Source organism: Campylobacter armoricus (assembly GCF_013372105.1).
Classification (GTDB): Bacteria; Campylobacterota; Campylobacteria; order Campylobacterales; family Campylobacteraceae; genus Campylobacter_D; species Campylobacter_D armoricus.
On the sequence record NZ_CP053825.1, the window covers coordinates 865,505 to 890,224 of the forward strand.

Consider the following 24,720-nt stretch of genomic DNA (forward strand, 5'->3'; position numbering starts at 1 on the left):
AAAGAATATTATAACGATAATTTAATAAATATTATTTTACAAGGGAGAGTTTCTTGAAAAATCAAGAAACCACTTGCGTTTTTTTAGCGTATTCTATACCTAAATCAAAAGCTTTTTCATTAGCTTCCTTAGTTTTTGTAGGCACCATATCAAGCATAGTTTGTTTTAATGCTTCTATATCTATGCATTTACTCATATAAGCAGCTATAGCTAATGCAACAACAGATTGTGTAGCTACATTTCCTACTTCATCTTTAGCTATACTAATAATAGGAATTTCATAAATTTTCCATCTAGTATAATCTTCTTTGCTTGGATGAACTAAATTTGGCTCTATAACTATAACACCACCATCGCTAACACCATCTTTAAAGCTTTTATAACCCTTATCTGCAGTTGAAAGCATAAAACTCACTTCACCTTCTACTGCATAAGGAAAAAATATTTCACTTTCATCTATGATTATATCAACCTTAGTTGGCCCACCTCTAACTTGAGAAGTATAAGTTGAAGCTTTAAAAGCATTGCGTCCTTCTTTAATAGCAGCTTTAGCTAGAATTTCACCCGCTGTGATAACTCCTTGACCGCCTTCACCGCAAAATCTTAATTGGTATTTCATTTTAATACTCCCAAATCAACCATTCTTTTTTCTTTTAAAGCCCTTCTAACCTCTTCATAAGCTTCGCAATATTCTATTTTACTTTCATCTTGGTATAAAATTCCTGTAGGAAATTTATCCATTCTTTGTTCATAGTCTAATTGCTCAAATTTGGTCTTTTCTACACAACGACTCTTTATCCACTCAAGCATACTTACTGCTTCACCCATTTTATTTTTTCGACCTAAATTTATATGACAATTTGAAAAAACATCAACAAAACTATAACCTTTGTGTGCTAAAGCCTTATAGACAATATTTTCAAGTTTGTTTGATTCTATAACATTTGTTCTTGCTACAAAAGAAGCTCCAGCTGCTTTTGTTAATTCGCAAGCATCAAAATTTGGATCTATATTACCAGCTTGAGCTGTAACAGTATAAAATCCTTGCGGGGTAGTTGGTGAAGTTTGTGAATTTGTAAGACCATAAATGAAATTATTAATTAAAATATGAGTTATATCTATATTTCTTCTACACCCATGAATAGTGTGATTTCCTCCTATTGCTAAAGTATCACCATCTCCACTTACTACGATTACATGTTTTTTAGGATTTGCTAGTTTTATTCCTGTTGCATAGGCTATTGCTCTACCATGAGTTGTATGAACTGTATTACAATTTACATAAGAACTCATTCTACCACTACAACCTATACCAGAAACCAAACAAACATCATCCATATTCCAACCTATTTTTTGTATAGCCCTAATAATAGCTTTTAAAACAACGCCATCTCCGCAACCCCAACACCATTGAGTAGGAAGTTTATCCACTCTTAAATACTCATCATAATTAAAAGCCATTTACATATTCTCCTTTACTTTAGCAATAATTTCACTAGGTGTTATAGGACGACCATTTGCACGATGCAAACTAATAAAATCATCTCTTTTACCTACTCTTTGAATTTCTTCTAAATACTGCCCCATATTAAGCTCACACACTATAACTTTTTCAAATTTAGATACAACTTGAGCTATTTTTTTCTCAGCTACTGGATATAAGGTGATAGGTCTAAAAAGCCCTACTTTAAAGCCTTCTTCTCTAAGCCTTAAAATAGCTTCCTTAGCAGATCTTGCAACACTGCCATAAGCTATGATTAAAAACTGCGCATCTTCGAGCATAAATTCTTCCCAAGTACATATATCATCTAAATTATTTTTTATTTTACCCATAAGTCTTTTCATATTTTTATCAACTATTTCACCATCTTCAGTAGGAAAGCCTATATCTCCATGATGAAGACCTGTTATATGGTAACGATATCCTTGAAAAAATGGATTTAAAACAGCAGCTTCATTTTCACCTGCTGCATAAGGTTTATAATCTTTTTTATCACCTATAAATTTTTTACGATTAATAATCTTTAACTCATCAAGTTCAGGTAATTTTGCCTTACCATTCATATGTCCTATAGTTTCATCTAAAAGTAAAAACACAGGTGTCATATATTTTTCAGCCAAATTAAAAGCTCTAATTGTCTCAGTATAAGCTTCTTCTAAAGAAGCCGGAGCTAAAGCTATACTTGCATAATCACCATGTGTTGGAGCTTTTGCCTGAAATAAATCACCTTGAGCAACCCTAGTTGGAAGTCCAGTTGAAGGACCACCCCTCATAACATTTACTACAACTAAAGGAATTTCTGCAATAAATGCAAGACCTATTTGTTCAGCTTTTAGTGAAATTCCAGGCCCGCTACTTGCGGTCATTGATTTAACCCCACTCATAGAAGCACCTATTGCAACACTAATACCTGAGATTTCATCTTCCATTTGTATAAAAGTTCCATCACTTTTTGGTAGTAAATGACTTAACTCATGTGCAATTTCAGAACTTGGAGTGATAGGATAACCACCAAAAAATTTACAACCACAATCAATTGCTGCTTTTGCTACTAAATTATTGCCTGTTGATACAACTTCTCTCATTATTTTTCCTACGCGTTTAATTTTTTATATTTATTTTCTTTAATAGCCAAAGCTCTTTCTTTAGCTTCCGGAGTAAGTTTTGCAAATTTAAACTCATCTCTTTTAGCAACAAAAATTGCAAAATCAGGACAATGCACTTCACACTCGCTACATCCTATACAAGAATTAGGATGAACTATTTCTATCATTTGTCCCAAAACTGCACTTATTTCATCTCTCATTGCCAAAACCCCAGCTGGACAATAACTCACGCAAATATTACATGCTTTACATCTTGTTTCATCTACCCAAACTGGTGTATTATTTGGAGCAATCATTAATCTTCCTTTCTCTTAGTAACTTATGAATAAAATTTTTATAAAACACTCTAACAACAAACTTTTTATTATATCTAAAATATAAAATGATAAAATAATATTCAAAATATAAAGAAAAAGAATATAAGTTTTATAACACAAAGTAACATTAGGAGTTATAAACTCCTAAATTTATTTATATTTATATTGCATAAGTGATTTTTCTAGAGCAAGTTGTTCTTTATCATCTAATTTTAATTCTAATATTTCTATAACACCATCAAGGCTAATTCTAGCCATTACCCCAAAAGCTTTATCTTTTATACCATACTCTCCATTTAGTATAACACTGATTGGTAAAAATTCTCCGCTTTTTATTGATTCTATCATTCTTACACAAGCACTTGCTGGAGCTAAATAAGCTGAAGTTTTTAAATATTTAATTACTTTAGCTCCGCCTGTTTTAACATCTTGCTCTATATTTTCAATATCTTGCTCATTTAAAATTTCATTCAAAGTTTTATTTGAAATTTTTGATTGTGATTTTACCAAAACCATACTATCGTTATGAAAACCTATAAGCTTACTATCAACACTAGATGTTTTAATGTTTAATTTTTTAGCAATTTCATATTTAAATCTTGCATTATCTAAAACTCCAGCCATAGCAATTATTTTTTTAGAAGAAAAAAGCTCACTTTCATATAAAGCATTGAGTAAAAAATCTACTGGATTACTTACTATGATAAATAAAGGATCCTTGCTAAAATTTTTAATTGACTTTGCACAATCTAACATAATTTTTGAATTTATAGCAAATAATTCATCTCTACTTTGTCCTTCTTTTCTAGCAACACCTGCACTAAAAATTACTATATCACTATCTTTAGTATATTCATAATCATTCGAACAAGTAATTTTTATAGCAAAATTAAAAGCAGCAATACTTTGAGTTAATTCTAATTCTTTGGCTAATAATAAATCTTCATTTATATCAATCAAAACAAGCTCATTTACAAGTTCTCTTAAAATCAAAGCATAAGCTACACTAGATCCGACATTTCCTGCACCAATAATTGTAATTTTCATTTTCACTCCTATAAAGGTTATTTAATTAAATTCGTTGGCAACTCAAATATATTTTTTATTAAATGATAGGGAAGCTGTAATCCTTGAGTGATAAGTTGAGTTTTAAATTCAGGATTATCTACAAAACCAGTTAGTTTAATTTGTGTGCTAATTTGTCTATCTTTACCTAAAATAATTTGATTTATGATTGGAACTTTGGAAATTACAGAACTCGCGGATTTAAGCGTTCTAAGTTCTAACAATCCATCGATTTGATTACTTCGCAAATTAATTTTTATCTGCCCTAAAACATCAGCACTATCGCCATTAAAATTAAGAGCGTCTATATCAAATAAATCTTTTTTTCTATTAAAACTAATGCCTGCGTTTTCTACACTAAAGCCTTTTTCGTTAAAAGTTGGAGCTTTAAACAAAAGCAAACTAGGAATAGTATCTATAAAACTTAAAAGTTGCTGATGGAATTTTAAATCTCTTAAATAAGTATCCTTAAATAAAAATTTACCTTTGAAAAAATCAGTGCTATTTCCATCTATATAAAGGTTAAATTCGCCATTTTCAAAAATGTTTTCTCTCATAAAAGTATTCAAAAAATCATCATCCATTTTTAAAGCTCTAACTTGTAATTGACTTTCATTAAGTAAAAAATCAAATTTAGATTTGCCTCTATTTGCCCATACTTGGATATTTCCATTATGGATTTTTGCATTAAAGTAATCAAAATCTAAAGTTTTATTATAATCTTGCAAAATCAAATCTATATTTTTAGCATTTATATTATAAATTGTATTTTCAAGAGTATCTGAGGCATTTTTAGTGTCTTTTTGAGAAATTAACAAATTTAAATTATGTAAGGTTACATTAACATCTGCATTATCTTTTTGTGCAAAAATATTTCCACTTAAACTCGTAAGATTGAAATCACTTCCTTTGATTTTTACATTAAAACTATCATACTCATAAGGATTATTATCTTTATAAAGTAAAATAGATTCAAAAGTTGTATTGTTTAAATCTATATTAAAATCCTTAAAATTAGTAGTACTTAAATACAATTCTCCATCATATATTTTATTTTCTTGCATAAATTTAGAATAATCTTTAAATTTGGAAAGTTTATTAACATAAATATCCATACCTTGATTAAAATTTAATGTGGTGGTAAATTCTTTATTATATACACTTGTATTTTGTTCAAAATCTAATTCTAGATCTAAAATTTTATCTTCAAGTTTTAAGCTATCTTGAGGCAAAACAATCTTACTGATATAAGTTTTTATTTTTCCTTTTTTTTGTTTTAAATTAATACTTGCATTTGTATCACCACTAATTAACTCACTTTGCACTTTAGCATTTTTTATCTCTAATTTATCTTTTTTCAAATCTACATCAGCTTGAATTATTTTAAGATCTCTTATATTTATATTAGAATTTAATATATTAAATTTACCCTCATAAAGAATTTTTTCAGGCTCATCAAAAGGAATTTTTAAAATCAAATCAGTTTTAGTTATGCCATTATTTTGTAAAAATGGTAAATAAACATCATATAGCTGTAAAATTTTATCAACTCTATAATCTGCTCTAGCATTATCGCTTTTTATATGGATAAAAATTCCAGCCTTTTCATTTAGCATATTATCAATATAAATTTTACTTTGAGATAAATCATAATTATTAAACTGCAATTTTTCATAAGAAAAATCGAGTCTTTGTTTTGCAAAATTCAATCTTACAAAAGGACTTGTAATAGGATCTATACCATTATCAAGAATAACTTTTAAATTATTAACATAACCTTTTGCTTTAATATCGTTTAAATAATACCTATGTTTTCCAAAATCAGCAAAACCGCTAAGTTTTTCTATAAAGTAAAAATCTGCTTTGACCTTTCCGCCAACCCAAAGATCTAAATTTTTTGGCAATTCTATTCCATTTTCCGTTAAAATCTCAAAAATTTTAGAAATATTGTTTGTATTAATATTTTCTAATTCATAGGCAATCTCTTCTCTTTTAAGTAAAAATTTAATATCACTTTTTAAAAAATCACTATCGATTTTTCCCTTAAAATTATAAAATTTTGTTTGAGAATTTACTGATAACAAGCCAATAACACTTAAATTATAATCTTTTAATAAAAACTCATTAATGGCTACTTCTATTGTTTTATGATTAAATTTTAAATTAAGTTTTACAAGTAAATTTTTACCATTAACATAAAAAAAATCATCTTTATAAATAAATTCTACTGGATAGTTATTTACAAAAATATTTTCAATATTAAATTCTTGAAAAAACCAGTAAAGATATTTAACATTTTTGATCAATTTAAAGGCTTTGTTTAAACTTTTGTCATCTTGTGTGTTTTCTTTGCTAGATACAATAGTAATTTTTTTCGCATTTAAAATAAGTTTTTTATCTAATTTAATATATAATTTTTCAAAATTAATAGAAGAAAATTCCAGTTTTTCTATATAAATTCCATTTTTAAGGTAAATAAACAAAGCAATGAAACATATTATAGGTATGATTAAAAATTTAAGAATTTTTTTAATAAGTTGTGATTTGATTTTAATTTTTCTCTTGTCCATTTTTTATTATCTTCTTTTACCTATGCAAACCAATTCTGTAGTATTTATACCACAAGGTTCTGTCAGTAAGATTATAACGCAATTAGATAAAAATAACTATAAAATGAGTGCTATTGATAAATATACTTTATATTTTTTAGGACACCCTCAATCTGGTTGGATTAATATAGGCACAAAAGAGCTAAATAGAATTGAGTTTTTACATAAACTTACCATAGCAAAAGCAGCACTTGAAACCATCACTTTAATACCTGGTGAAACTACGGAAATTTTCTTTGAAGAATTAGCTCCTAAACTTAACTTAAATCCTAAAATTTTAATGCAAGAATTTAACAAACAAAGTCCTTTTAAAGAAGGTATGTTTTTTCCTGAAACTTATAAAATTCCAAAAGGCATTACAGAGGAATTATTGATTAAATATCTTTTAGCGTATTCCACAAGTGAATTTAAAAAACTTTCGTATAAAATTTTTAGAGAATATAACGCAAAAAAATGGCATGAATATATCATCATAGCTTCAATCATACAAAAAGAAGCAGCAAATAATGAAGAAATGCCAATAGTTTCTTCTGTAATTCGCAATCGCCTTAAAAAAGGTATGAAGCTTCAAATGGATGGAACACTAAATTATGGAAAATACTCTCATGAAAAAATTACCTCGCAAAGAATAAGATCAGATAATAGCTCATATAATACTTATAAATTTAATGGCATACCAGATGAGGCAGTATGTAATGTATCTTTTGAAGCAATTAAAGCAGCAATTTTTCCTGCTAAAACAGAATATTTATATTTTGTAAGAGATAAAAAAACAAATAAACATATTTTTACCTCTACTTTAAAAGATCACAACAATGCAATGAGAAATTAATTATAAAATTTCTCTTTGCCCTTTTGCATCAGGTTCGCTTAAAATACCTGTTTGTGAAAGTTGCTCTATAATGTTTGCAGCGCGGTTATAACCTATTTTTAAGCGTCTTTGTAAATAAGAAATACTTGTTTTTCTATCTTCTAAAATCACAGCCTTAGCTTCTTCATAAAGCTCATCTAACTCACCATCGTTAAATTCACTTTTTCTATAGGCATTATCTTGACTATCATCTTTTAAAAAGCTTTCATCATATTCTACTATTTGCTGAGCTTTTAAAAATTCTACTATATTTTCTATTTCACTCTCACTTGCAAAAGGCGCATGCAAACGCACAATACCACTCATTCCAGGAGGTGTAAATAAACAATCACCTCTTCCTAATAAACTCTCAGCACCCATAGAATCCAATATAACCTTAGAATCTATCTTTTGCCCTACTTTATAAGAAATTCTACTCGGTAAATTTGCTTTTACAACCCCAGTAACTACATCTACTGAAGGGCGTTGTGTAGCTACAATTAGATGAATTCCACTTGCTCTTGCCATTTGAGCCAAACGACCTATATAAAACTCCACATCTTTACCTGCAGTCATCATTAAATCAGCTAATTCATCAATAATCACTACAATAAATGGTAAGATTTCCCCACCTTGTTCTTTAATTTTTTCATTGTAATTTTCTATATTTTTAGTTTTTGCTTCAGCCATCAAACGATATCTTCGCTCCATTTCAGCTACCATATTTGATAAAGCATTTACAGCCTTTTTAGGATCTGTGATAACCGGAGTAAGTAAATGCGGTATATCATTATAAATGCTAAATTCAAGCATTTTAGGATCTATCATCATAAGTCTTAAAGTTTTTGGTGAATTTCTATAAAGCAAAGATAAAAGCATAGAATTAATCCCCACGCTTTTACCACTCCCTGTAGTTCCTGCTATCAAAAGATGAGGAAGCTTTTTAAGATCTGTTATAAAAGGATCACCTACTATATCTTTACCCAAAGCTATAGTTAATGGCGAACTTGAATTTTTAAACACTTCACTTTCTAAAATTTCTCTTAAATAAATCGTATCAATTTTTTCATTTGGTACTTCTATACCTACTACATCTTTTCCTGGGATTGGAGCTTGAATTCTTATTGTTTGAGCCTTTAAAGCCATTGCCAAATCATCTTGTAAAGATAAAATCTTACTCACTTTAACATCAGCTGCTGGACGAAATTCAAAAGTAGTTACAACAGGTCCTGTGTAAGTTCTTACTACATCTCCACCTATCTTAAAGCGTCTTAACTTTTCAAGTAAATCATAAATTTTTCTATCGATTTCTTCTTCATTAATTTCACTTTTATCTTCTTTTGGCATAGTTAGAAAGTCCAAAGGAGGTAAAGAAAAATCTTTAGGTTTTTCAAAATTTCCAAAATCAAGATTTTTTAACAAGGCTTTATTTTCACTTACTTCATTGGTGATAGAATGATGAATTTTACTTTCAAAATCTTCTACTAAAGGTTCTTGAATATCATCATCTAAAATATCATATATGGTTGTGCTTTGTATTTTTTCTACTACAAAAGAACTTTCAGGGGATTTTTTGCTTCTTAATTCTTCTATGCTTACAGGCTTAGTAAAATCATCTTCGCTAAAATCTAATTCTTTTGTTTCATTTTGTGGGATAAAATCTTCATCTTTAAAATCTTTGACCCCTAAAAAACTTGTTTTATCTTGTATTTTTTTAAATTCAGCTTCTTTTTGTGCTTCTATAGCATTTAATTCCTCAATTTTTTTAAAATCTTCATTTAGTTCTTCTAGTATTTTTTCTTTTTGTAAAGCCTTATACTCTTCTAATAGTTTAGCTTTTTGTAGCATTTGCTCACGCTCTTTAAGTTCTTTTGCAAATAAAGAATTTTCTTCTATTTCTTGTTCTTTTTCCTCATTTAAGTCTATATTGCGTCTTTTATAACTTGGTTCATCTAAATTTTTACTTTTTAATGTTTGAGTATAAATATCTTCACTTTTATTTTTATATTTTGATAAATACTCTTCAGGGGTCATTTCATTTTCCTTTATATTTATTTGACTAGCTTTTTGAGCAAAATTTGCAATAGGTTCTGATAGCTCATATATATAACTTGTTCCTAGTTTTTTATCTTCTTCACTAATTATCACTTCTTCTAATTCTTGATTTTTTAAATCTTCAAGATTGAATTTTTTACTTTCTTGAATTTCTTGCTTTGGTAATTCTTCTTCAACAAGTTCTTCTTTTTTCTCTTTAATTAAAAGTTCTTGTTTGAGCTTTTCTTGTTCTTCTTTGGTTTCGTTTTCATACTTATCACCACCAAAAAATCCAAAAATTTTATTTTTTATTAAAGTTTCTAGTTTTAAATAAAAATCAAAATCAAGCTCTATTTTAAATACCTCTTTTATAACCTGTGGAAAAGAAATACTAAAAGCAAAAACTAAAAGTAAGATTACCAAAATCAAACTTCCTATTTTTCCAAAAAGACCATCTAAAATCACAAACATAGCAGAAGCTATATAGCCTTTATCTTGCAAAAACATTGAAGCAAAAACAAGCGAAGCAAAAATACATGCAAATATAGCTACACTAAATCTACGCTCTATAACCTCTAAATTATAATCGTTTTTATACAAAAGGTAGTTAAACCAAAAAAAGACAAAAGGGTAAATTTTAGTCAATGAACCGAATAAAAAATAACTAAGTTTAGCTAAAGAATATCCTATAATACTCACTAAAGACTGCTCAGGTATCAAAGCACTCAAACAAAAATAAAAAATTAAAATATTTAAAATAACAAAAATAGCTTCTTTTTTTATAATATATCCTTTATAAAGAAAAAAGCTATTATATCAAAAAATTATAAGTAGTTTAATAAACTAATTTGAGAAATTTTAGAAGTAGCCGAAAGCATAGCTTGATAAGAAACCATAGTTTGCATAAATTGCAAATAAGTTTGTCCATAATCAGCATCAGTTACACCACTTTTAATAGTTGCCACATTGATATTTAAAAAAGTCATTCTTTTGTTTGTTTCTTCTATAGTATTAGTATATGAACCTATAGTTGTATGCATTTTTCTAACATGATCTTGTAAATGGTCTATTCTTTCTAAAGCACCTTGCAAGCCAGTATTTCTAGGATCTTTTCCTTCTGAATCTGCTCTCATATTGCCATTTAAAACTGCATCTATCATATCATCTAAATCTTTAATCAAATCAATATTTGGATCATCTATAACCAACGAATTATTCGCACTAAATGCAAAATTTGATCCACTACTTACTTCTCCAGATGGTGGAAAAGCACGATTTGAATTAGCATCTTTTAAAGTAAGACCTATGTTAGTATTTGTTGAAAATTTATCAGTGATGCTTATACGACCTTTATAATCCATACCAACTTCAACAAAATCTTTAGAATCACTTATATTTTGTTGAATGGTTTGAAAATCATTATTATTAATTGTTCCATTTGCATTTGCATTTATATTTGCAGTTGGTACTTTATCACTTGCAAACATACCTATAATATCATTTAATTGCCCATAAGTAATATCCTCTGGTTTTGTCTGCATACCCACTGAAGTGCCAGTTGCTTCATTGTATTGAGAGTGAGTGATAGGAAAACTTATAGTTTTAGTAGGATCATTTGGATCTTGATAGCTGACTTTTGAATTTTCTAAATCAATCTCAACTTTATACTTTTGACCACTTTTGGAAGTGATATCCATCTCTAACTTTTGGTTTTTCATATCTCCATTAGCATTAGCTATAACTTCACTTAATTTTGTACTTTCTGTAGCATACTCACTAGTTCCTCTAATAATTTGAGAAACATTACCAAACACGGTATTTCCATCTTTTTCAAAAGGCACATCAAAGTCAGCCCCATTAGTTTTATTACCATTAATATTACTTTTTATAAAATCAGTTTTATAAATATCAACAGTGAAATTTTTTCCACCAACTGTAATGGTAACAGGGCTTCTAGCATTGTTTAAATCTCCATTATGCGATGCTTGCATAATACGATCAGTCACATCTTTCATAGTGATGCCTTCTTGTTTAGCAGCTTCACTTAATTCTTTGATTTGTTGCTCATCTTTCATCTGTGGAGTCATAGCAATTGCATGAAAATCCAAAGAACTATTACCTTCTTTTAAATTTTTAATTTCTATTTGTCCACTATCATTCATAGTAACTTCAACTACTTTATTAGCATCTGTATTTCCATATAATTTACCTATATTTTCCAATACATCGCCTATTTTATCATCAGCTCCTACACTAATAGTCGCTTTAAAACTAGTTCCATCTGGCCTAACACCTTGAATATACATAGAAGAATTTGGGAAGGGAAGTTTATCATCATATGTATCACCAAAATGCTCATCTGGTTTCAATCCTCCACCATCAACATAATTTTGCCCTATTAAGTGCGAGAATTTAGACTCTTCGGTTAAGTATTCTTTTTTATCTGGATAACGAGCATCGACAAAAGATACATTGGTAGAGATAAGTTTATTTTCATTAGAATCAGGCTTAAAAAATAAATCCCAACCAGGTATATTATAAGGAATTTGAGTACCAGCCCCACTAACAACAAAAATATTATCTTTGTTGCCATTATAATTACCATATTTATCAAAGGGTTTTGTAGCTGTATTAGATCCTGCAAATAAATATTGCCCATTGATACTAGTGTTAGCAATATTCACTATAGAATCCCTTATAAGCTTAAGCTCTTTTGCAATAGCTTCTCTTGAAGTTTGAGAATTTCCATCACTAGCTGCTTTTGTTAAAAGAACTTTAAATTCTTCTAAAAGCTCTGTAATATTTTTTAAAGCTGTATCTGTATTTTTTGCCATTTCTTGTGCTGCTTGTGTGCCTTGAATAATCTGACCTATATTTGCCATCTCATATTCTAATCTTGAACCATTGATATAAATATTTGCATTTTCCCAAGAATGCTGAATAAGCTGACCTGTTTGTAATTGCAAATTATACTTATTGAGTAAAGATTGTCCATCAGTATAATTTTGGATTGATGTGTAAAAGGTGTATTGATTGCTAATTCTCATTGTTTTGCTCCGCAAATAATTTTTTAACATTATATAAGCAAAAAAAGTTCCAAAATTTTAAAAATATTTTAATTTTTTAAATGTTTTATATTGTTTTAATTTTTTTATAGTATAATTTTATCTCATTAATTTAAACTTAAAAGCCCGAGTGGTGAAACTGGTAGACGCGCTAGACTCAAAATCTAGTAAGGGCAACCTTGTGTCGGTTCGAGTCCGACCTCGGGCACCATTTGTTTTAGTTTTGAACTTATACTAACCAAAATATACCATTTATAAAACACAAAAAATTAAATTTCTACAATATTATGATGTGTTATAATAGTTCCTTCATTGTTTCTTTTTATTTTCAAAATCAATTACGCACAAATAATGAAAATTTCTATAAAAGGTTTATGTTGAATTACACATTGACAAAAAAAGATAAAATATTTTATTATGAATTAAATTTAAAAAATCAAAACTTTTTTGATACTTTTTTAAAAATAATGAAAAATAGTATTTTTAAAGTAGAAAAAATTCAAGAAAATGATTTTATTGCAAGCGGAGGTAAATTTACTTGGATTTATGAAAATGGTAAAAATATCATAATGACAGAATCTGTCTTTGAGATCATTGCAAATTTTATTCTAGATGATTTTTTTAATCTTTACCACCAAACTCAAACAGATAATGAAACAATAAATGAAACCAAAGATACAACCGAAGAAAACGACACACCTAAGACGCAAGATTTTATAGACCAATTTAGTTATTTTAATATGCCTCAAACTTTAAATGCAAAATCTCTAAAAATCAACATACAAGATATGTTTGAATTTGTAAAACAAATGAATGCTATGAGAAATTATTATGAAGATGAATTTGAACAAAGTGGTAAAATGGATTCAGAGCAAAAAGTTTTAAAAAATTATCAAGAAAAAATTATACAAAAAGCCTTAAGAGATGTCTTAGATATAACTCAAGAAGAATTTGAAAAACTCTCTTTAAGTGATACAAAAAAAGTACAAGATTATATCGATGATGCTTTAGAGATTGAACTTTTAAAATATGCTGATATGTTTATCAATCATAAATTAGATAATGATATTTTCATATGTATAATGAAACCTTTACTTGAAGAAGAAACAAAAAATCAAATAGGTTTTATACAATCTAAATCTTTTAACAATATCCATTCTAAAGAATATTTTTTTAATTTAATAAAAGCTGGTGCAACAGTGACATTCAAGCAAGCTCAAAAAAGTATGACAATGCAAAATTTTTATTATTCTTTGCAAGCACAGCTTTGCGAAATTTATAACCAAAATAATCAAAATTACAAATTAGAAGACGAAGAAATAAATAAATTTATAGAATCTTTACCTAACTATATAATTTTTAACAAAATAAACACAGCTTTGCAAATATCTCAAGCAACACAAGGAAAAGAGCGTATCAACCAACTTGATGATATTGAATGTTTATATGATGAGTGGCAAAAAGAAGAATGTATAGAACTTTTTATGTTAGATTATACCTATAGTCCTCCAAAACTTTTAGCTTATGAAAGAATTGATGCAAATTTAAGCGATGAAGAGATAAAAAATAAAGAACAAGAACTCATAACAGCAAAAAAATTTAATTTTAATGCCATAAAAGCTTACAAAATTAAAAAAAGAAATGATTTTTCTAAACAGATCTTAGAAGAAGAGTTAGCTCCTTCACAAAAACACGAATATACTATAAATTTAAATTCTATTGAAGAAAAATACATAAAAGAAATTTTAAATTTAGATGAAAATATAAATATTACAAATTTTCACATAAATACTATCAATTCTTTATTTAATAAAATTATCCAAAAACTTTGTGGTAATTTTTTAGCATTAGATGATGTTTTAGAACAAAGTAAAATACACGATTTAATTCACAATGATTTTATCGAAATTTTAATGCAAAAAAGTGTTAGTAAAAAAACTTTGAAAAATATAAATATTTGTGTTTTTGAATCTATTTTTAGCACCAAAGAATACGATTTTTATTATAATTTAGAAAATGAGCAAAAACAAAATTTTGCCTTAAAAATAGATCAAAATCTTTTCAAAACTTTATTAAAATGTGGAGTAAGTATCACTCAAAAACACCTAAAAAAGCTACAAACCCTGAAAGAATTTTATACCTTAATGCATAAATTAAATCTTGAAAATTTTAATCAAAATTTAAATTATTACGAAAATCAAATATACTACACAAAAGACCATATAAAAATTCAATTAAATAATTTAAATAAAATCACAAATTTTCAAGAATTTTTAAACAAAAATACAAATTTTATAGCTTTAAATCAAATTTTAGATATTTTAAGTCAAATAAAAGATTTATCTTCGTATGAAAAAGAAGAATTTTTACAAAATTATGATTTTAAAGATTGGCAGTATGCTGATGGTGAAATTTTTGTATATGATAGACAATACATTAATGAAAACTCCATAGGTTTTTTAAAAACAAATAAAGAATTTCAAGAACCAAAAATACGCTTACTAGGTTTTACACAAATTAAACCAAACAATAGCATAAAAAGCCAAGCAGAAGAAATATTTGATTATTTAATGTTAGGAGAATTTCTTTTTGATTTAGATAATATATTAAATTTCTTAAATATCGTTAAACACAAAGAATATTGCGATGCCTTAAAAGCTAAGATAACCCATGGATTAACCTACAGACGAATGATAGATTTAAAAGAGTTGGCAAATTATCTAAAAACAGAAAAAATTAAAAATATTATATTTATCCAAAATGACGATGAGTGCTTTAACTCCTTAAGCAAAGCTTTGAAAATATTAAATTTAAAAGCAAATTTTGATTTTAAATTAGATTTAGATAATAATTTGCAAATTTTTATACTAGAAAACGAAGAGAATAAAAATTTAAAATCAGCTATTATGTTTGGTGATACCACAGAGGAAGAATATATTTTAGATTTTATAGAAAAAGAGCAGTTTAATCAAAACTCTCTTCCTTTACTTTTTGATTTAAATTTTAGACAAGATGGCAATGGAGGAATGGCTTTAAATTCTATTTTTTATCAAGGTTGTTGCTATTTAGAAGACAACCATACTAAAGTTTATAAATACATAGGTAGTTTTGATTTTTTCAATGTAATTGTTTTTTAAAATATTTTAAAAATAATTTAAAAAAGATCATTATAGCCTATATAGATAGAAGCGAAGAAGAGGATTTTAACATTGATGAAAATATAGAATTTAAATCCAATTTTGATAAAAATTTCTTTGACTATGTTTATTCTTGTAAAAATTCTTACAATAATCTTTTTATATGTGAAAAAAACAATATACTTTATATTATGTTTTGTATAGATATGTATCAATCAAATTTAGAAGATAATTTTACATGCATGAGCTCTTTTATAAATAAACATTTTCCACTAAGTGTAAAGGAAGTTAAATTTTACTCACAAAGTCCTTATGAAAAATTTGGGCTAGAAACATTTTATATACAAGAACAAATACAACTAGAAAAATTACAAAACATTAAACAAACAAATGAAAATTTTATTTCATTGCAAAGCATCAAAATGGCTAAAGAATTTTATGATACATTAAAACCTTTTAATAGTTTAAATGCTCTAAAAATTTATAATGAATTTAAAAAAATTTGCCTAACACCAGTGAAATTTTTAGAAAATACAGATAAAGATTGTGTAGATTTTTTTATAGATATTGATATTTCATACAATAGACCATTTATAGATGAATATTATATTTGTTTCAAATTTGAGAAAGATTTTTACACTTTTTTAGAAGATGAAAATCTAAGCAGATGGGTTTTAACGATAACTTTTAGTTTATCATATGATGAGTATCTTGAGCAAAATAAATCCTACTCAAGCAATGATAACAATGGAGAATTTATTAAATATGCAAATTTAAAAGAAGTCGATGATGTGGAAGATCTAGAAATCAACTATAAAGAGCAACAAATAAGATGTGAAAAAATCTTTGACTTTATAGAAACAAATCCAGTCTTTAAGAAATTTTTCAATAAAAACAATCCTAGGAATTTTAAATTACGATTTGCTACTTATGCTGAACAAATTGATGAAATAGTTTGGATTAATAGCACTTGGATTAAATAAAGAAAAGAAAATTAAAAACCAAAATCACAAGGAAAAATTATGGATTTTAATACCGATATTTTAGAAAGCTTAGATGATTTCAAAGCATTTTTAGACACAAAACCTAGTAAAGAACTCCTAGAAGCAGTAAAAAATCATATAGATGATTTTATGGAAGGTGCATATAATAATTTAGATCCAGAAAACTACGAAGTTGCTTTTGAAGAAGATACTGGCATACCTTATGATGAAGTAAGTGAAGATGAATTTATGGATTGGTTTATTAAAAATGTGCTTTATCATGATGATTTAAGTGAGATTTATAAAATACTAAAATCACTTGTTAAAGATTAAAACTCATTTTACAAAGAAAGGAAAAACAATGAAAACATTAGAAGAAATATTATCTTTGGAAGAAGATGTAGATAAATATGTAAAAAACTTATGTTTAGAATTTTATGATCTTGTAGAGGCTAACAAACTTGAAGAAGTTAAAGAATTTTTAAAAGATTATCCTGTGCCTGAAATATTTTTTGAAAAATGCTATACACCTTATTGGGATAGTGAAAACAAAAGAGCTATTATCGATCCTGTTATCGCTTTAGCTTGTGCAGGAATTGCTTATGATAAAAGTAAAAGTTTTGAAATGATGGAGTATTTTGAAAATTTAGGACTTAAAGCCAATGAAGTGTGCTTTGGATACAATGCACTTAGTAGGTATATTGATAGAGATGGAAAAAATAAAGAAGTAATAGAGTATTTTTTTAAAAAAGGATGCACATTTGAAACTTATAATGAAGAAAGCGGCAGCACTCCTTTACATGAATGGATATTATGCGGCGAAGAAGTGAAGTATTTAGAAGAAGCTTTAAAACTAGGAGCAAATCCTAATATGAGAGCCATTAAAACAGAAAGTGAATTTAGCTTTACTAATGCAGGAGAAACCCTTTTGCATAGAGCTGCAGAATCTGATGAGAAACCTATAGGAGCTTGTGTGGAAGTGCTAATCAAATATGGAGCTGATGTAAATGTGGCTAATTGTTGTATAAGTGATATTGAAAATGGAAAAATTGAATATTATGATCCTGCTACTCCATTGGATAGAGCTAATACTTACGATATAAATAAAAACATAAAAATCTTAAAAAAAGCAGGAGCTAAGACTTGGGAGGAATTGGTTGAAGAATACAATATCGATACAAGCTTAGAAGAACCAGAACAAATTAAAATGTATGAAGAAAGAAGAAAGGATAAAAACTAAAGGAAAAACAATGAAAAAACTAGAAGATATCAAAGCTATGAGTTTTGAAGAAAAAATGCAAATTCAAAAACAATTATTTGATTTTATTAGTAATAATGACTTAGAAAATGTTAAAAATCTTTTAAAAGATTATCCCATAAAAGAAAGCTTTTATGAGGCACATTTTAAAAACCAAAACAGCAAGGATGATTTATCTTTGTTTGATCCTTGCACAACTATAGTAAGAGCTGCATTTACTTGTGGAAATTATGATAATGATTTTTCTATTTTAGATTATTTATTTGATGAGTATGGTTTAAGTTTAAAAGATCCTAAATACAATCTTCGCTTTGTAGATATGAAATATATCAAAGAAGCTAATGAAAAATACATCTTAATGAAAGAAGTAGAAGAAAACAGTATTATTTATCAAAATGCCCTAATCTACGCATATATACTCAATGCTAAAAACACAAATTCTCAAATCATACAGTATCTAGTAAATCGTGGAGCTAAATTTGAAGTGCATGATGAGGGATATTCCGGTAGGACTCCTATGCATTTTTGGGCTAGACAAAATAATTATGAATTATTAGAACTAGCTATTAAAGGAGGAGCTAATGTAGATATGCAAACTTTTAGCAAATTAAGAAAATGTAACAATGAAACTCTTTTATTTGAAGCTGTAAAAGAAGCAGAAACTTATAGGGTTACACAGCTTTTAATCGAACTTGGAGCTAATGTGAATTTTGCTACCCCAGATACTCCTTTAGATATCGCAAAAGGATCTAGAAATAAAAAGCTTTTAAAAGATGCAGGAGCAATGACTTCAGAGCAAATCATAAAAAAATTTAATTTACCAGCATATGATTCTTCTCATTGTGAAATTGATGGAAAAACTGACTTTGATTTATTAGGTAAATATCATGATGAATACTCCAAGTTTTTAAACGATGCTATAAAAAAGCCAAGGAGAATGGAGAAAAAAAGATGTAAATAAAGTTTCAACACAAGAAACTACAATAATTTTAGGAAAAACTCCTAAAGAGCTTATAGATGCTGTGCAAAATTTTAAAGTTTTAAAAGCTTTAAATTTATTACAAAATGGCGCTATTAAAAGCATCGACAAAGACATTTTAAAAATATGTGATGATGCTATAAATGAGTTAATCGATAAAGTTGTAGTAGATTCTAACAAAGGTAAAAATATAGGAGATGGTATTTATATAGAATTTAGTGAATTTATTTGCATTGATTATAACAATGATGGTTATAAAGATTATAGCAAGAGCGTAAGGAAAGAACTTAAAAAAAGCAGTCTTTACGAACTAAGAAAGATTTTAGAAGATATTATAAAAGGTAAAAGCATAGAAAGTACTTTGCGCGATTGTGCTTTTTATAATAAAAAAGGTAAATTTAAACCAAAACATCCAAATCTTTGCTATATTCCATTTAATCTTTTTGAATTAAAAATATTAGTAGAGATGGAATTTATATCTTTAGGGCAAATTGATTTAAGTTACATAAAAGACCTAAATCAACTTTTTGCTAGTTATTCTATGGAAATCATTCATTTGCATACAAATAGGAAAGATTTTAGCGGGATAGAGTCTTGGGATGTGAGCCAAATCAAATACATGAATGGACTTTTTAAAGGATTAAAAGATTTTAATGCAAACTTAAGCAAGTGGAAAGTTACAAATGTAAAAGATTTTGAAGAGATGTTTTGTGATTGTGAGTCTTTTAAAAGTGATTTATCTAAATGGAAACCAAAAAAAGCTGAAAATATCAATTCTATGTTTCATGGAGCAAAATCTTTTGACTGCGATTTAAGCGAATGGAATCTACCAAGCGAATTAGTAGAACAATCAAACAATATATTTAGCGACTGCTCTTTACAAAATAATCCACCTTCATGGTATAAAGCAGTATTTGATATGGATAATCCAAGCTATGAATTATTATGTAAGCTTGTTAAGGCGCGTGATTATAAGCAGGCTAAGATTATTTTAGAAAAAATAATTCCTTTGCAAAATGAACAATACAAACATATCACTCAGCTTTGTTTTTATGTACCAAAAGGAACGATAAGCAATGCAATGCCAGATGAGGATTTTTTTAGTACTCTTGTAAAAAATGCAAAATCTCAAGGCTTTCATATTCCTATTAGTGATAAAGTGATGCATACTTGTTTGCGTTTTGATAAACTAGAATATGCTAAATTTCTTAGAACATTAGGCTATAAAGTAGTAATTACTGAAGAAAACAAATTTGGTTTATCTGTTGCATTAGAACATAAGTTGAGCACAGAAAATAAAAATATTTTAGAGTTTATCTTGGATAATCTTGATAGTAAAATCAATACTACATTTTTTGAAAATATTAGACTTAATCAAACGCCTAATAGAAGATTTTGCGATGCAGATGATGAAACACTTGATTTTTTCTTTCAAGAATTAATAAAGCGTTACCCTAAAGAGATGCTTGATGAAAAACTACTAGTTATGTTTGTGCATAGCGATCTTATTTATTTACTTTTTAAACATGGATTAAAAATAGATTTAAAAAATATACCATATGATCTAAATATAGTAGGAAGGTATTACTTAGCGCCGATTCAGAAAATGCTCGCTTATGAAGTAAAGGGAAGAGTATCAAGATTTTTACAGCTTTTAAGACATAATTTATTGCGTGCAGATTCTATTATAGAATATCATACTGGAGTAAAAGCCCCTGCGTTGCTTATTTTTTTAGATAATTTTAAGGATAGACTAGACCTTGATGGTAAAGAATACCCAATAAAAGACATTTTAATAGAATTTGCAAGTCATAATGTAGATATACAAAAGCTTGGAACTTTTTGTGATAAAGATTTTTATGAAATTTTAAAATTAAGCGAATATAAACAAGAAATATTGAAAATTTTTAAAAAATAAATATATAAATATTTAATAAACAAAAATGGTTTTTTATATATTTTAGTTATCTTAAAAATTCTATCTTAATAAATAAAATAATTAAATTTTTAACTAAAAAATATATAAAAACCTTTTTTGAGACATTTTATAAGATAACTTTGTGATTTTTAAAACGGCGTTGAAATTTATCAACTTAAATTTGCATATATAAAATCTCATATAAAATAAAATTCAAACCTATTTTTATTTAAATACTTAAGTTTTGCATTTTTGAGAAATTTCTTCAAAAGTCTCTTTAGAAATCACAAAACCTGTATGATAAAGCAAACAACTACCCACATCTAATACTTTTAAAACTAATTTTTTATTATTGGCATCTTTTGGATTATGTCTTGTATTGGCTAGATCATAAATTTCATACACCATATCTTTACTAAGTTTATTTATATCAAGCTCTATGATATTTTCTTCAAATTTCATAGGCTCTTGCATGAATTCTTCTTTGTTTTCTTTTTTTGTAAAACTTTTTCTTTTACTAAAAGATTTTAACTCATTTTCTTTTGCTTCTTCTAAGGTATAAATTTCATTTAGGCTAAAGCTTAAATCATTATCATTGTTTTTATATCTTAGTAAAAAGGCAAAAGCTTCATCTTTACTTTCTTTAAAAAGTGCTTCAACTTTTTCTACTTGAGCTTCAAAAACAATCATATCAAAAGTAGAATAAAAGTCTAAAATTACAGCCTTAGCGTATCTTTTACCGCTTTTACTCATCATTGATTTAAAATCTTCAATCTTTCCTACGACCAAAAGCTCACCCTCGCCTTTAAGCGTTTCAAAATCCATACTTTTAAAATACTCTATGCCTTCTATTTGGTTTGCAAATTTGTCTAAAGGATGACCTGATACATAAATTCCTAAAATTTCCTTTTCATAACTTAATTTTTCCATTATTTCAAATTCTATTTTATTATCATAAAGTCCCACTTTAATATCTGCAGCTATTTCTTCTTCTCCAAAAAGCGAAGCAGTAGAATTTCTTTTAACTTCAGCTATTTTTCTACTTGTTTCTGAAATAAGATCAAGATTATCCACTAAACATTTTCTAGTATAACCAAACTCATCAAAAGCACCTGATTTGGCTAAGTTTTCAATGGTTTTTTTGTTGATTTTTGTAGGATCAATTGAACTTATAAAATCATCAAAATCACTAAAACCCTCTTCCTTGCGAATAGCCATAATATTTTCAATAGCAGGAATTCCCACGCTTTTAATTGCCCCAAGCCCATAAATAATAGCTTCAGAACCATCTTCAAGCTTAGTAGCGCTAAATTCTCTTTGAGCTTTATTTATACTTGGTGGTAAGAGCTTGATGTTCATTCTTTTCATCTCTTCTATATATTTTGCGACTTTATCTATATTGCTTTCTTCACTAGTTAAAAGTGCAGCCATAAACTCACTAGGATAATAAGTCTTCAAATACGCTGTTTGAAAGGTTATAAGTGCATAAGCAGCTGAGTGGGATTTATTAAAACCATATTCAGCAAATTTTAAGATAAGTTCAAACAAATCATCAGCTTTTTTCTCATCATACCCCTGTTTTTTAGCTCCTTCTAGATATTCGGCTTTAAGATTATCTAGAATTTCTCTTTTTTTCTTACCCATAGCACGACGCACATTATCAGCTCCCCCCAAAGAAAAACCACCTATTTTTTGCACTATTTGCATAACTTGTTCTTGATAAACTATAACCCCATAAGTATTTTCAAGTATAGGTCTTAAGTCTTCAAAAGCATAACTTGCGGCTTTTCTACCATGTTTGATATCGATAAAATCATCCACCATCCCACTATCAAGTGGCCCAGGTCTATATAAAGCTAAAACCGCAATTAAGTCTTCAAATCTTTCAGGTTTTAACCTAGCATTTAAACTTTGCATACCACCTGATTCTATTTGAAAAATACCCAAGGTATTTCCACTTTGTATGGTTTTATAAACCTTAGGATCATTCATATCTATTTTTTCCCAAACTACATCTTTGCCATAACGCTTTTTAACTAGCCTAATTGCATTATTAATCACCGTAAGAGTTTTCAAGCCCAAAAAGTCAAATTTGATTAAATCTACATCTTCAAGGTATTCTTTAGAATACTGCGTTACTAAATGGCGTTCATCGTTTTTACTTTGTCTAAAAAGTGGTGCTTTGTTCCATAAAGCTTCGTTAGATATCACAACTCCTGCTGCGTGCATACCCGCATTTCTATTTAAACCTTCTAGTGCCTTAGCAAAATCCCAAACTTGACGCCCTTTTGGATGAGAATTTACAAATTCAGCTATTTTTGGCTCTTGCTCATAAGCTTTTTCTAGAGTGATTTTTAACTCTTCAGGGACTAATTTTGCTAAAGCATCAGCATCAGGTATGCTCATATCACAAACCCTAGCTACATCTCTAATCACCCCTTTAGCTAAAAGCTTACCAAAGGTAATAACTTGTGCAACCTTTTCAGCTCCGTATTTATCGATCACATAATCAATCACTTCCCCTCTTCTATCTTGACAAAAATCCACATCAATATCAGGCATTGATACACGCTCAGGATTTAAAAATCTCTCAAAAAGAAGATTATAAGGTATAGGATCTAAATCTGTAATTTTCAAACAATACGAAACCAAACTTCCCGCAGCACTTCCACGCCCTGGACCAACTGGTATATCTTTTTCCTTAGCTGCAGCGATAAAATCATGAACAATAAGCATATAACCTGAAAATTTCATATTTTTTATGATATTAATTTCTAAATCAAGTCTATCTTTATACTCTTGATGTTTGCTTTCGTCTATAAATTGAAGCCTTTCTTCTAAGCCCTTTTTACAAAGATACTCAAAGACTATATCATCATTATCAAAACTAAATTCTTGATCTTCTTGGCTTAAACTTAAGCCATATTTTTTCGCATATTCTCTTGTAAATTTAAAATTTGGTGGAGTAGGATCGCCTAGTTTTAATTCTAAGTTACATTTGCTAGCTATTTCTTGAGTATTTTCAATAGCTTCAGGAATATCTGCAAAAAGCTCACTCATTTGTTCTGGTGTTTTTACATAAAATTCATGTACTTCATGTCTTAAGCGTCCTGGATCATCAAGTTTAACCCCCATAGCTATACACATAAATACTTCATGTGCGGCCGCTCTTTCTTTGAAAGTATAGTGCGTATCATTGGTTGCGATGATTTTTATATCAAGCTCTTTGGCAAGTTTAATGATAGAATCATCTATAAATTTTTGATCATCAATGCCATGACGCATGATCTCAAGGTAAAAATCATCTCCAAAAACCTTTTTATACCAAAGTGCAGCTTCTCTTGCGCCTTCATAACCCTTTGCACCAAATTTTAAATTTTTTTCATTTTTGGTATTTAAATGCCAATTTACTTCACCTTGCAAGCAAGCTGATGAACAAATCAACCCCTCACTATGAGCCTCCAGAAGTTTTTTGTTAATCCTTGGGTAATAATACAAGCCATTTATATAACTTTGTGAGCTTAAATACATTAAATTTTTATAGCCAATTTCATTTTTAGCAAATAAACAAAGATGAAAGCGTTGCCTTGAGCTTTTATCACTTAAATCATCATGATTATGCAAATACGCTTCAAGCCCTATAATAGGCTTGATCCCTTCAGCTCTCATCGTTTTATAAAAATCAATTGCCCCAAACATATTTCCATGATCAGTCATAGCAACACTTGTTGCACCTTGTGCTTTTAGCGTTTTAGCAAGCTCTTTAAGCTTGTTTGCTCCATCAAGTAAAGAATATTCAGTATGTAAATGCAAATGTGTAAATTGGCTCATATTTTCCCTTGTATTTTTTTATTATTATAAAAAAAAACCTTAAATTTAAAACTTACAAGAATAAAAA

The 24,720-nt window shown here is 27.9% G+C and carries 16 protein-coding genes and 1 tRNA gene; 8 read left to right on the forward strand and 9 right to left on the reverse strand.

What is annotated here, in order from left to right:
* Positions 1-61 precede the first annotated feature (61 nt).
* The 6 genes from CARM_RS04535 to CARM_RS04560 form a co-directional block, all read right to left on the reverse strand.
* Positions 62-619 carry a 2-oxoglutarate:acceptor oxidoreductase subunit OorC gene (locus CARM_RS04535; RefSeq protein ID WP_139425414.1) on the reverse strand — a complete coding sequence of 186 codons (558 nt, stop codon included), beginning with the start codon at positions 617-619 and terminating at the stop codon, positions 62-64.
* Positions 616-1,461: a 2-oxoglutarate ferredoxin oxidoreductase subunit beta gene (locus tag CARM_RS04540; RefSeq protein ID WP_139425416.1), complete on the reverse strand. Its 846-nt coding sequence runs from the start codon at positions 1,459-1,461 to the stop codon at positions 616-618. The genes CARM_RS04535 and CARM_RS04540 overlap by 4 nt, the downstream gene beginning before the upstream one ends.
* The gene (locus tag CARM_RS04545) at positions 1,462-2,586 is read right to left on the reverse strand and encodes a 2-oxoglutarate synthase subunit alpha (RefSeq protein WP_139425418.1); all 1,125 of its coding nucleotides are present in this window, start codon (positions 2,584-2,586) and stop codon (positions 1,462-1,464) included.
* Between the two features lie 8 nt (positions 2,587-2,594).
* Positions 2,595-2,903 carry a 4Fe-4S binding protein gene (locus tag CARM_RS04550; protein ID WP_139425421.1) on the reverse strand — a complete coding sequence of 103 codons (309 nt, stop codon included), beginning with the start codon at positions 2,901-2,903 and terminating at the stop codon, positions 2,595-2,597.
* 171 nt (positions 2,904-3,074) lie between these two features.
* Positions 3,075-3,971 (reverse strand): malate dehydrogenase, encoded by an 897-nt coding sequence (locus tag CARM_RS04555; protein WP_139425423.1) that lies wholly within the window; start codon positions 3,969-3,971, stop codon positions 3,075-3,077.
* Positions 3,972-3,988: 17 nt separating this feature from the next.
* Positions 3,989-6,559 (reverse strand): YhdP family protein, encoded by a 2,571-nt coding sequence (locus CARM_RS04560; RefSeq protein ID WP_176300999.1) that lies wholly within the window; start codon positions 6,557-6,559, stop codon positions 3,989-3,991.
* Between CARM_RS04560 and mltG the strand changes: the two genes are divergently transcribed.
* Positions 6,495-7,430 carry an endolytic transglycosylase MltG gene (gene mltG / locus CARM_RS04565; RefSeq protein ID WP_236633238.1) on the forward strand — a complete coding sequence of 312 codons (936 nt, stop codon included), beginning with the start codon at positions 6,495-6,497 and terminating at the stop codon, positions 7,428-7,430. The two genes, CARM_RS04560 and mltG, sit on opposite strands and share 65 nt — an antisense overlap.
* Here mltG and CARM_RS04570 read toward each other — a convergent pair whose 3' ends face one another.
* The gene (locus CARM_RS04570; protein WP_412842189.1) at positions 7,431-9,953 is read right to left on the reverse strand and encodes a DNA translocase FtsK; all 2,523 of its coding nucleotides are present in this window, start codon (positions 9,951-9,953) and stop codon (positions 7,431-7,433) included. It lies immediately after the preceding gene.
* A 353-nt stretch (positions 9,954-10,306) separates the two neighbouring features.
* Positions 10,307-12,529 carry a flagellar hook-associated protein FlgL gene (flgL, locus tag CARM_RS04575; protein ID WP_139425431.1) on the reverse strand — a complete coding sequence of 741 codons (2,223 nt, stop codon included), beginning with the start codon at positions 12,527-12,529 and terminating at the stop codon, positions 10,307-10,309.
* Between the two features lie 142 nt (positions 12,530-12,671).
* Here flgL and CARM_RS04580 point away from each other — a divergent pair.
* The 7 genes from CARM_RS04580 to CARM_RS04610 all read left to right on the forward strand — a co-directional run bounded on the left by CARM_RS04580 (position 12,672) and on the right by CARM_RS04610 (position 20,822).
* A tRNA-Leu gene (locus CARM_RS04580) sits at positions 12,672-12,758 on the forward strand.
* A 166-nt stretch (positions 12,759-12,924) separates the two neighbouring features.
* Entirely contained in the window at positions 12,925-15,684 is a 2,760-nt protein-coding gene (locus CARM_RS04585) for a hypothetical protein (protein ID WP_139425433.1), read from the forward strand.
* Positions 15,685-15,875: 191 nt separating this feature from the next.
* Positions 15,876-16,667, forward strand: coding sequence for a hypothetical protein (locus CARM_RS04590; RefSeq protein ID WP_139425435.1), 792 nt, complete (start codon positions 15,876-15,878; stop codon positions 16,665-16,667).
* A 39-nt stretch (positions 16,668-16,706) separates the two neighbouring features.
* Positions 16,707-17,000 carry a hypothetical protein gene (locus tag CARM_RS04595; RefSeq protein WP_133318845.1) on the forward strand — a complete coding sequence of 98 codons (294 nt, stop codon included), beginning with the start codon at positions 16,707-16,709 and terminating at the stop codon, positions 16,998-17,000.
* Positions 17,001-17,028: 28 nt separating this feature from the next.
* On the forward strand, positions 17,029-17,907 hold the full coding sequence (locus CARM_RS04600) for an ankyrin repeat domain-containing protein (RefSeq protein WP_139425437.1): 879 nt from the start codon (positions 17,029-17,031) through the stop codon (positions 17,905-17,907).
* A gap of 10 nt (positions 17,908-17,917) precedes the next feature.
* The gene (locus CARM_RS04605) at positions 17,918-18,886 is read left to right on the forward strand and encodes an ankyrin repeat domain-containing protein (RefSeq protein ID WP_139425439.1); all 969 of its coding nucleotides are present in this window, start codon (positions 17,918-17,920) and stop codon (positions 18,884-18,886) included.
* A 61-nt stretch (positions 18,887-18,947) separates the two neighbouring features.
* On the forward strand, positions 18,948-20,822 hold the full coding sequence (locus tag CARM_RS04610) for a BspA family leucine-rich repeat surface protein (protein WP_139425441.1): 1,875 nt from the start codon (positions 18,948-18,950) through the stop codon (positions 20,820-20,822).
* A 237-nt stretch (positions 20,823-21,059) separates the two neighbouring features.
* Here CARM_RS04610 and dnaE read toward each other — a convergent pair whose 3' ends face one another.
* The gene (gene dnaE / locus CARM_RS04615) at positions 21,060-24,653 is read right to left on the reverse strand and encodes a DNA polymerase III subunit alpha (protein WP_139425443.1); all 3,594 of its coding nucleotides are present in this window, start codon (positions 24,651-24,653) and stop codon (positions 21,060-21,062) included.
* Between the last annotated feature and the right edge of the window lie 67 nt (positions 24,654-24,720).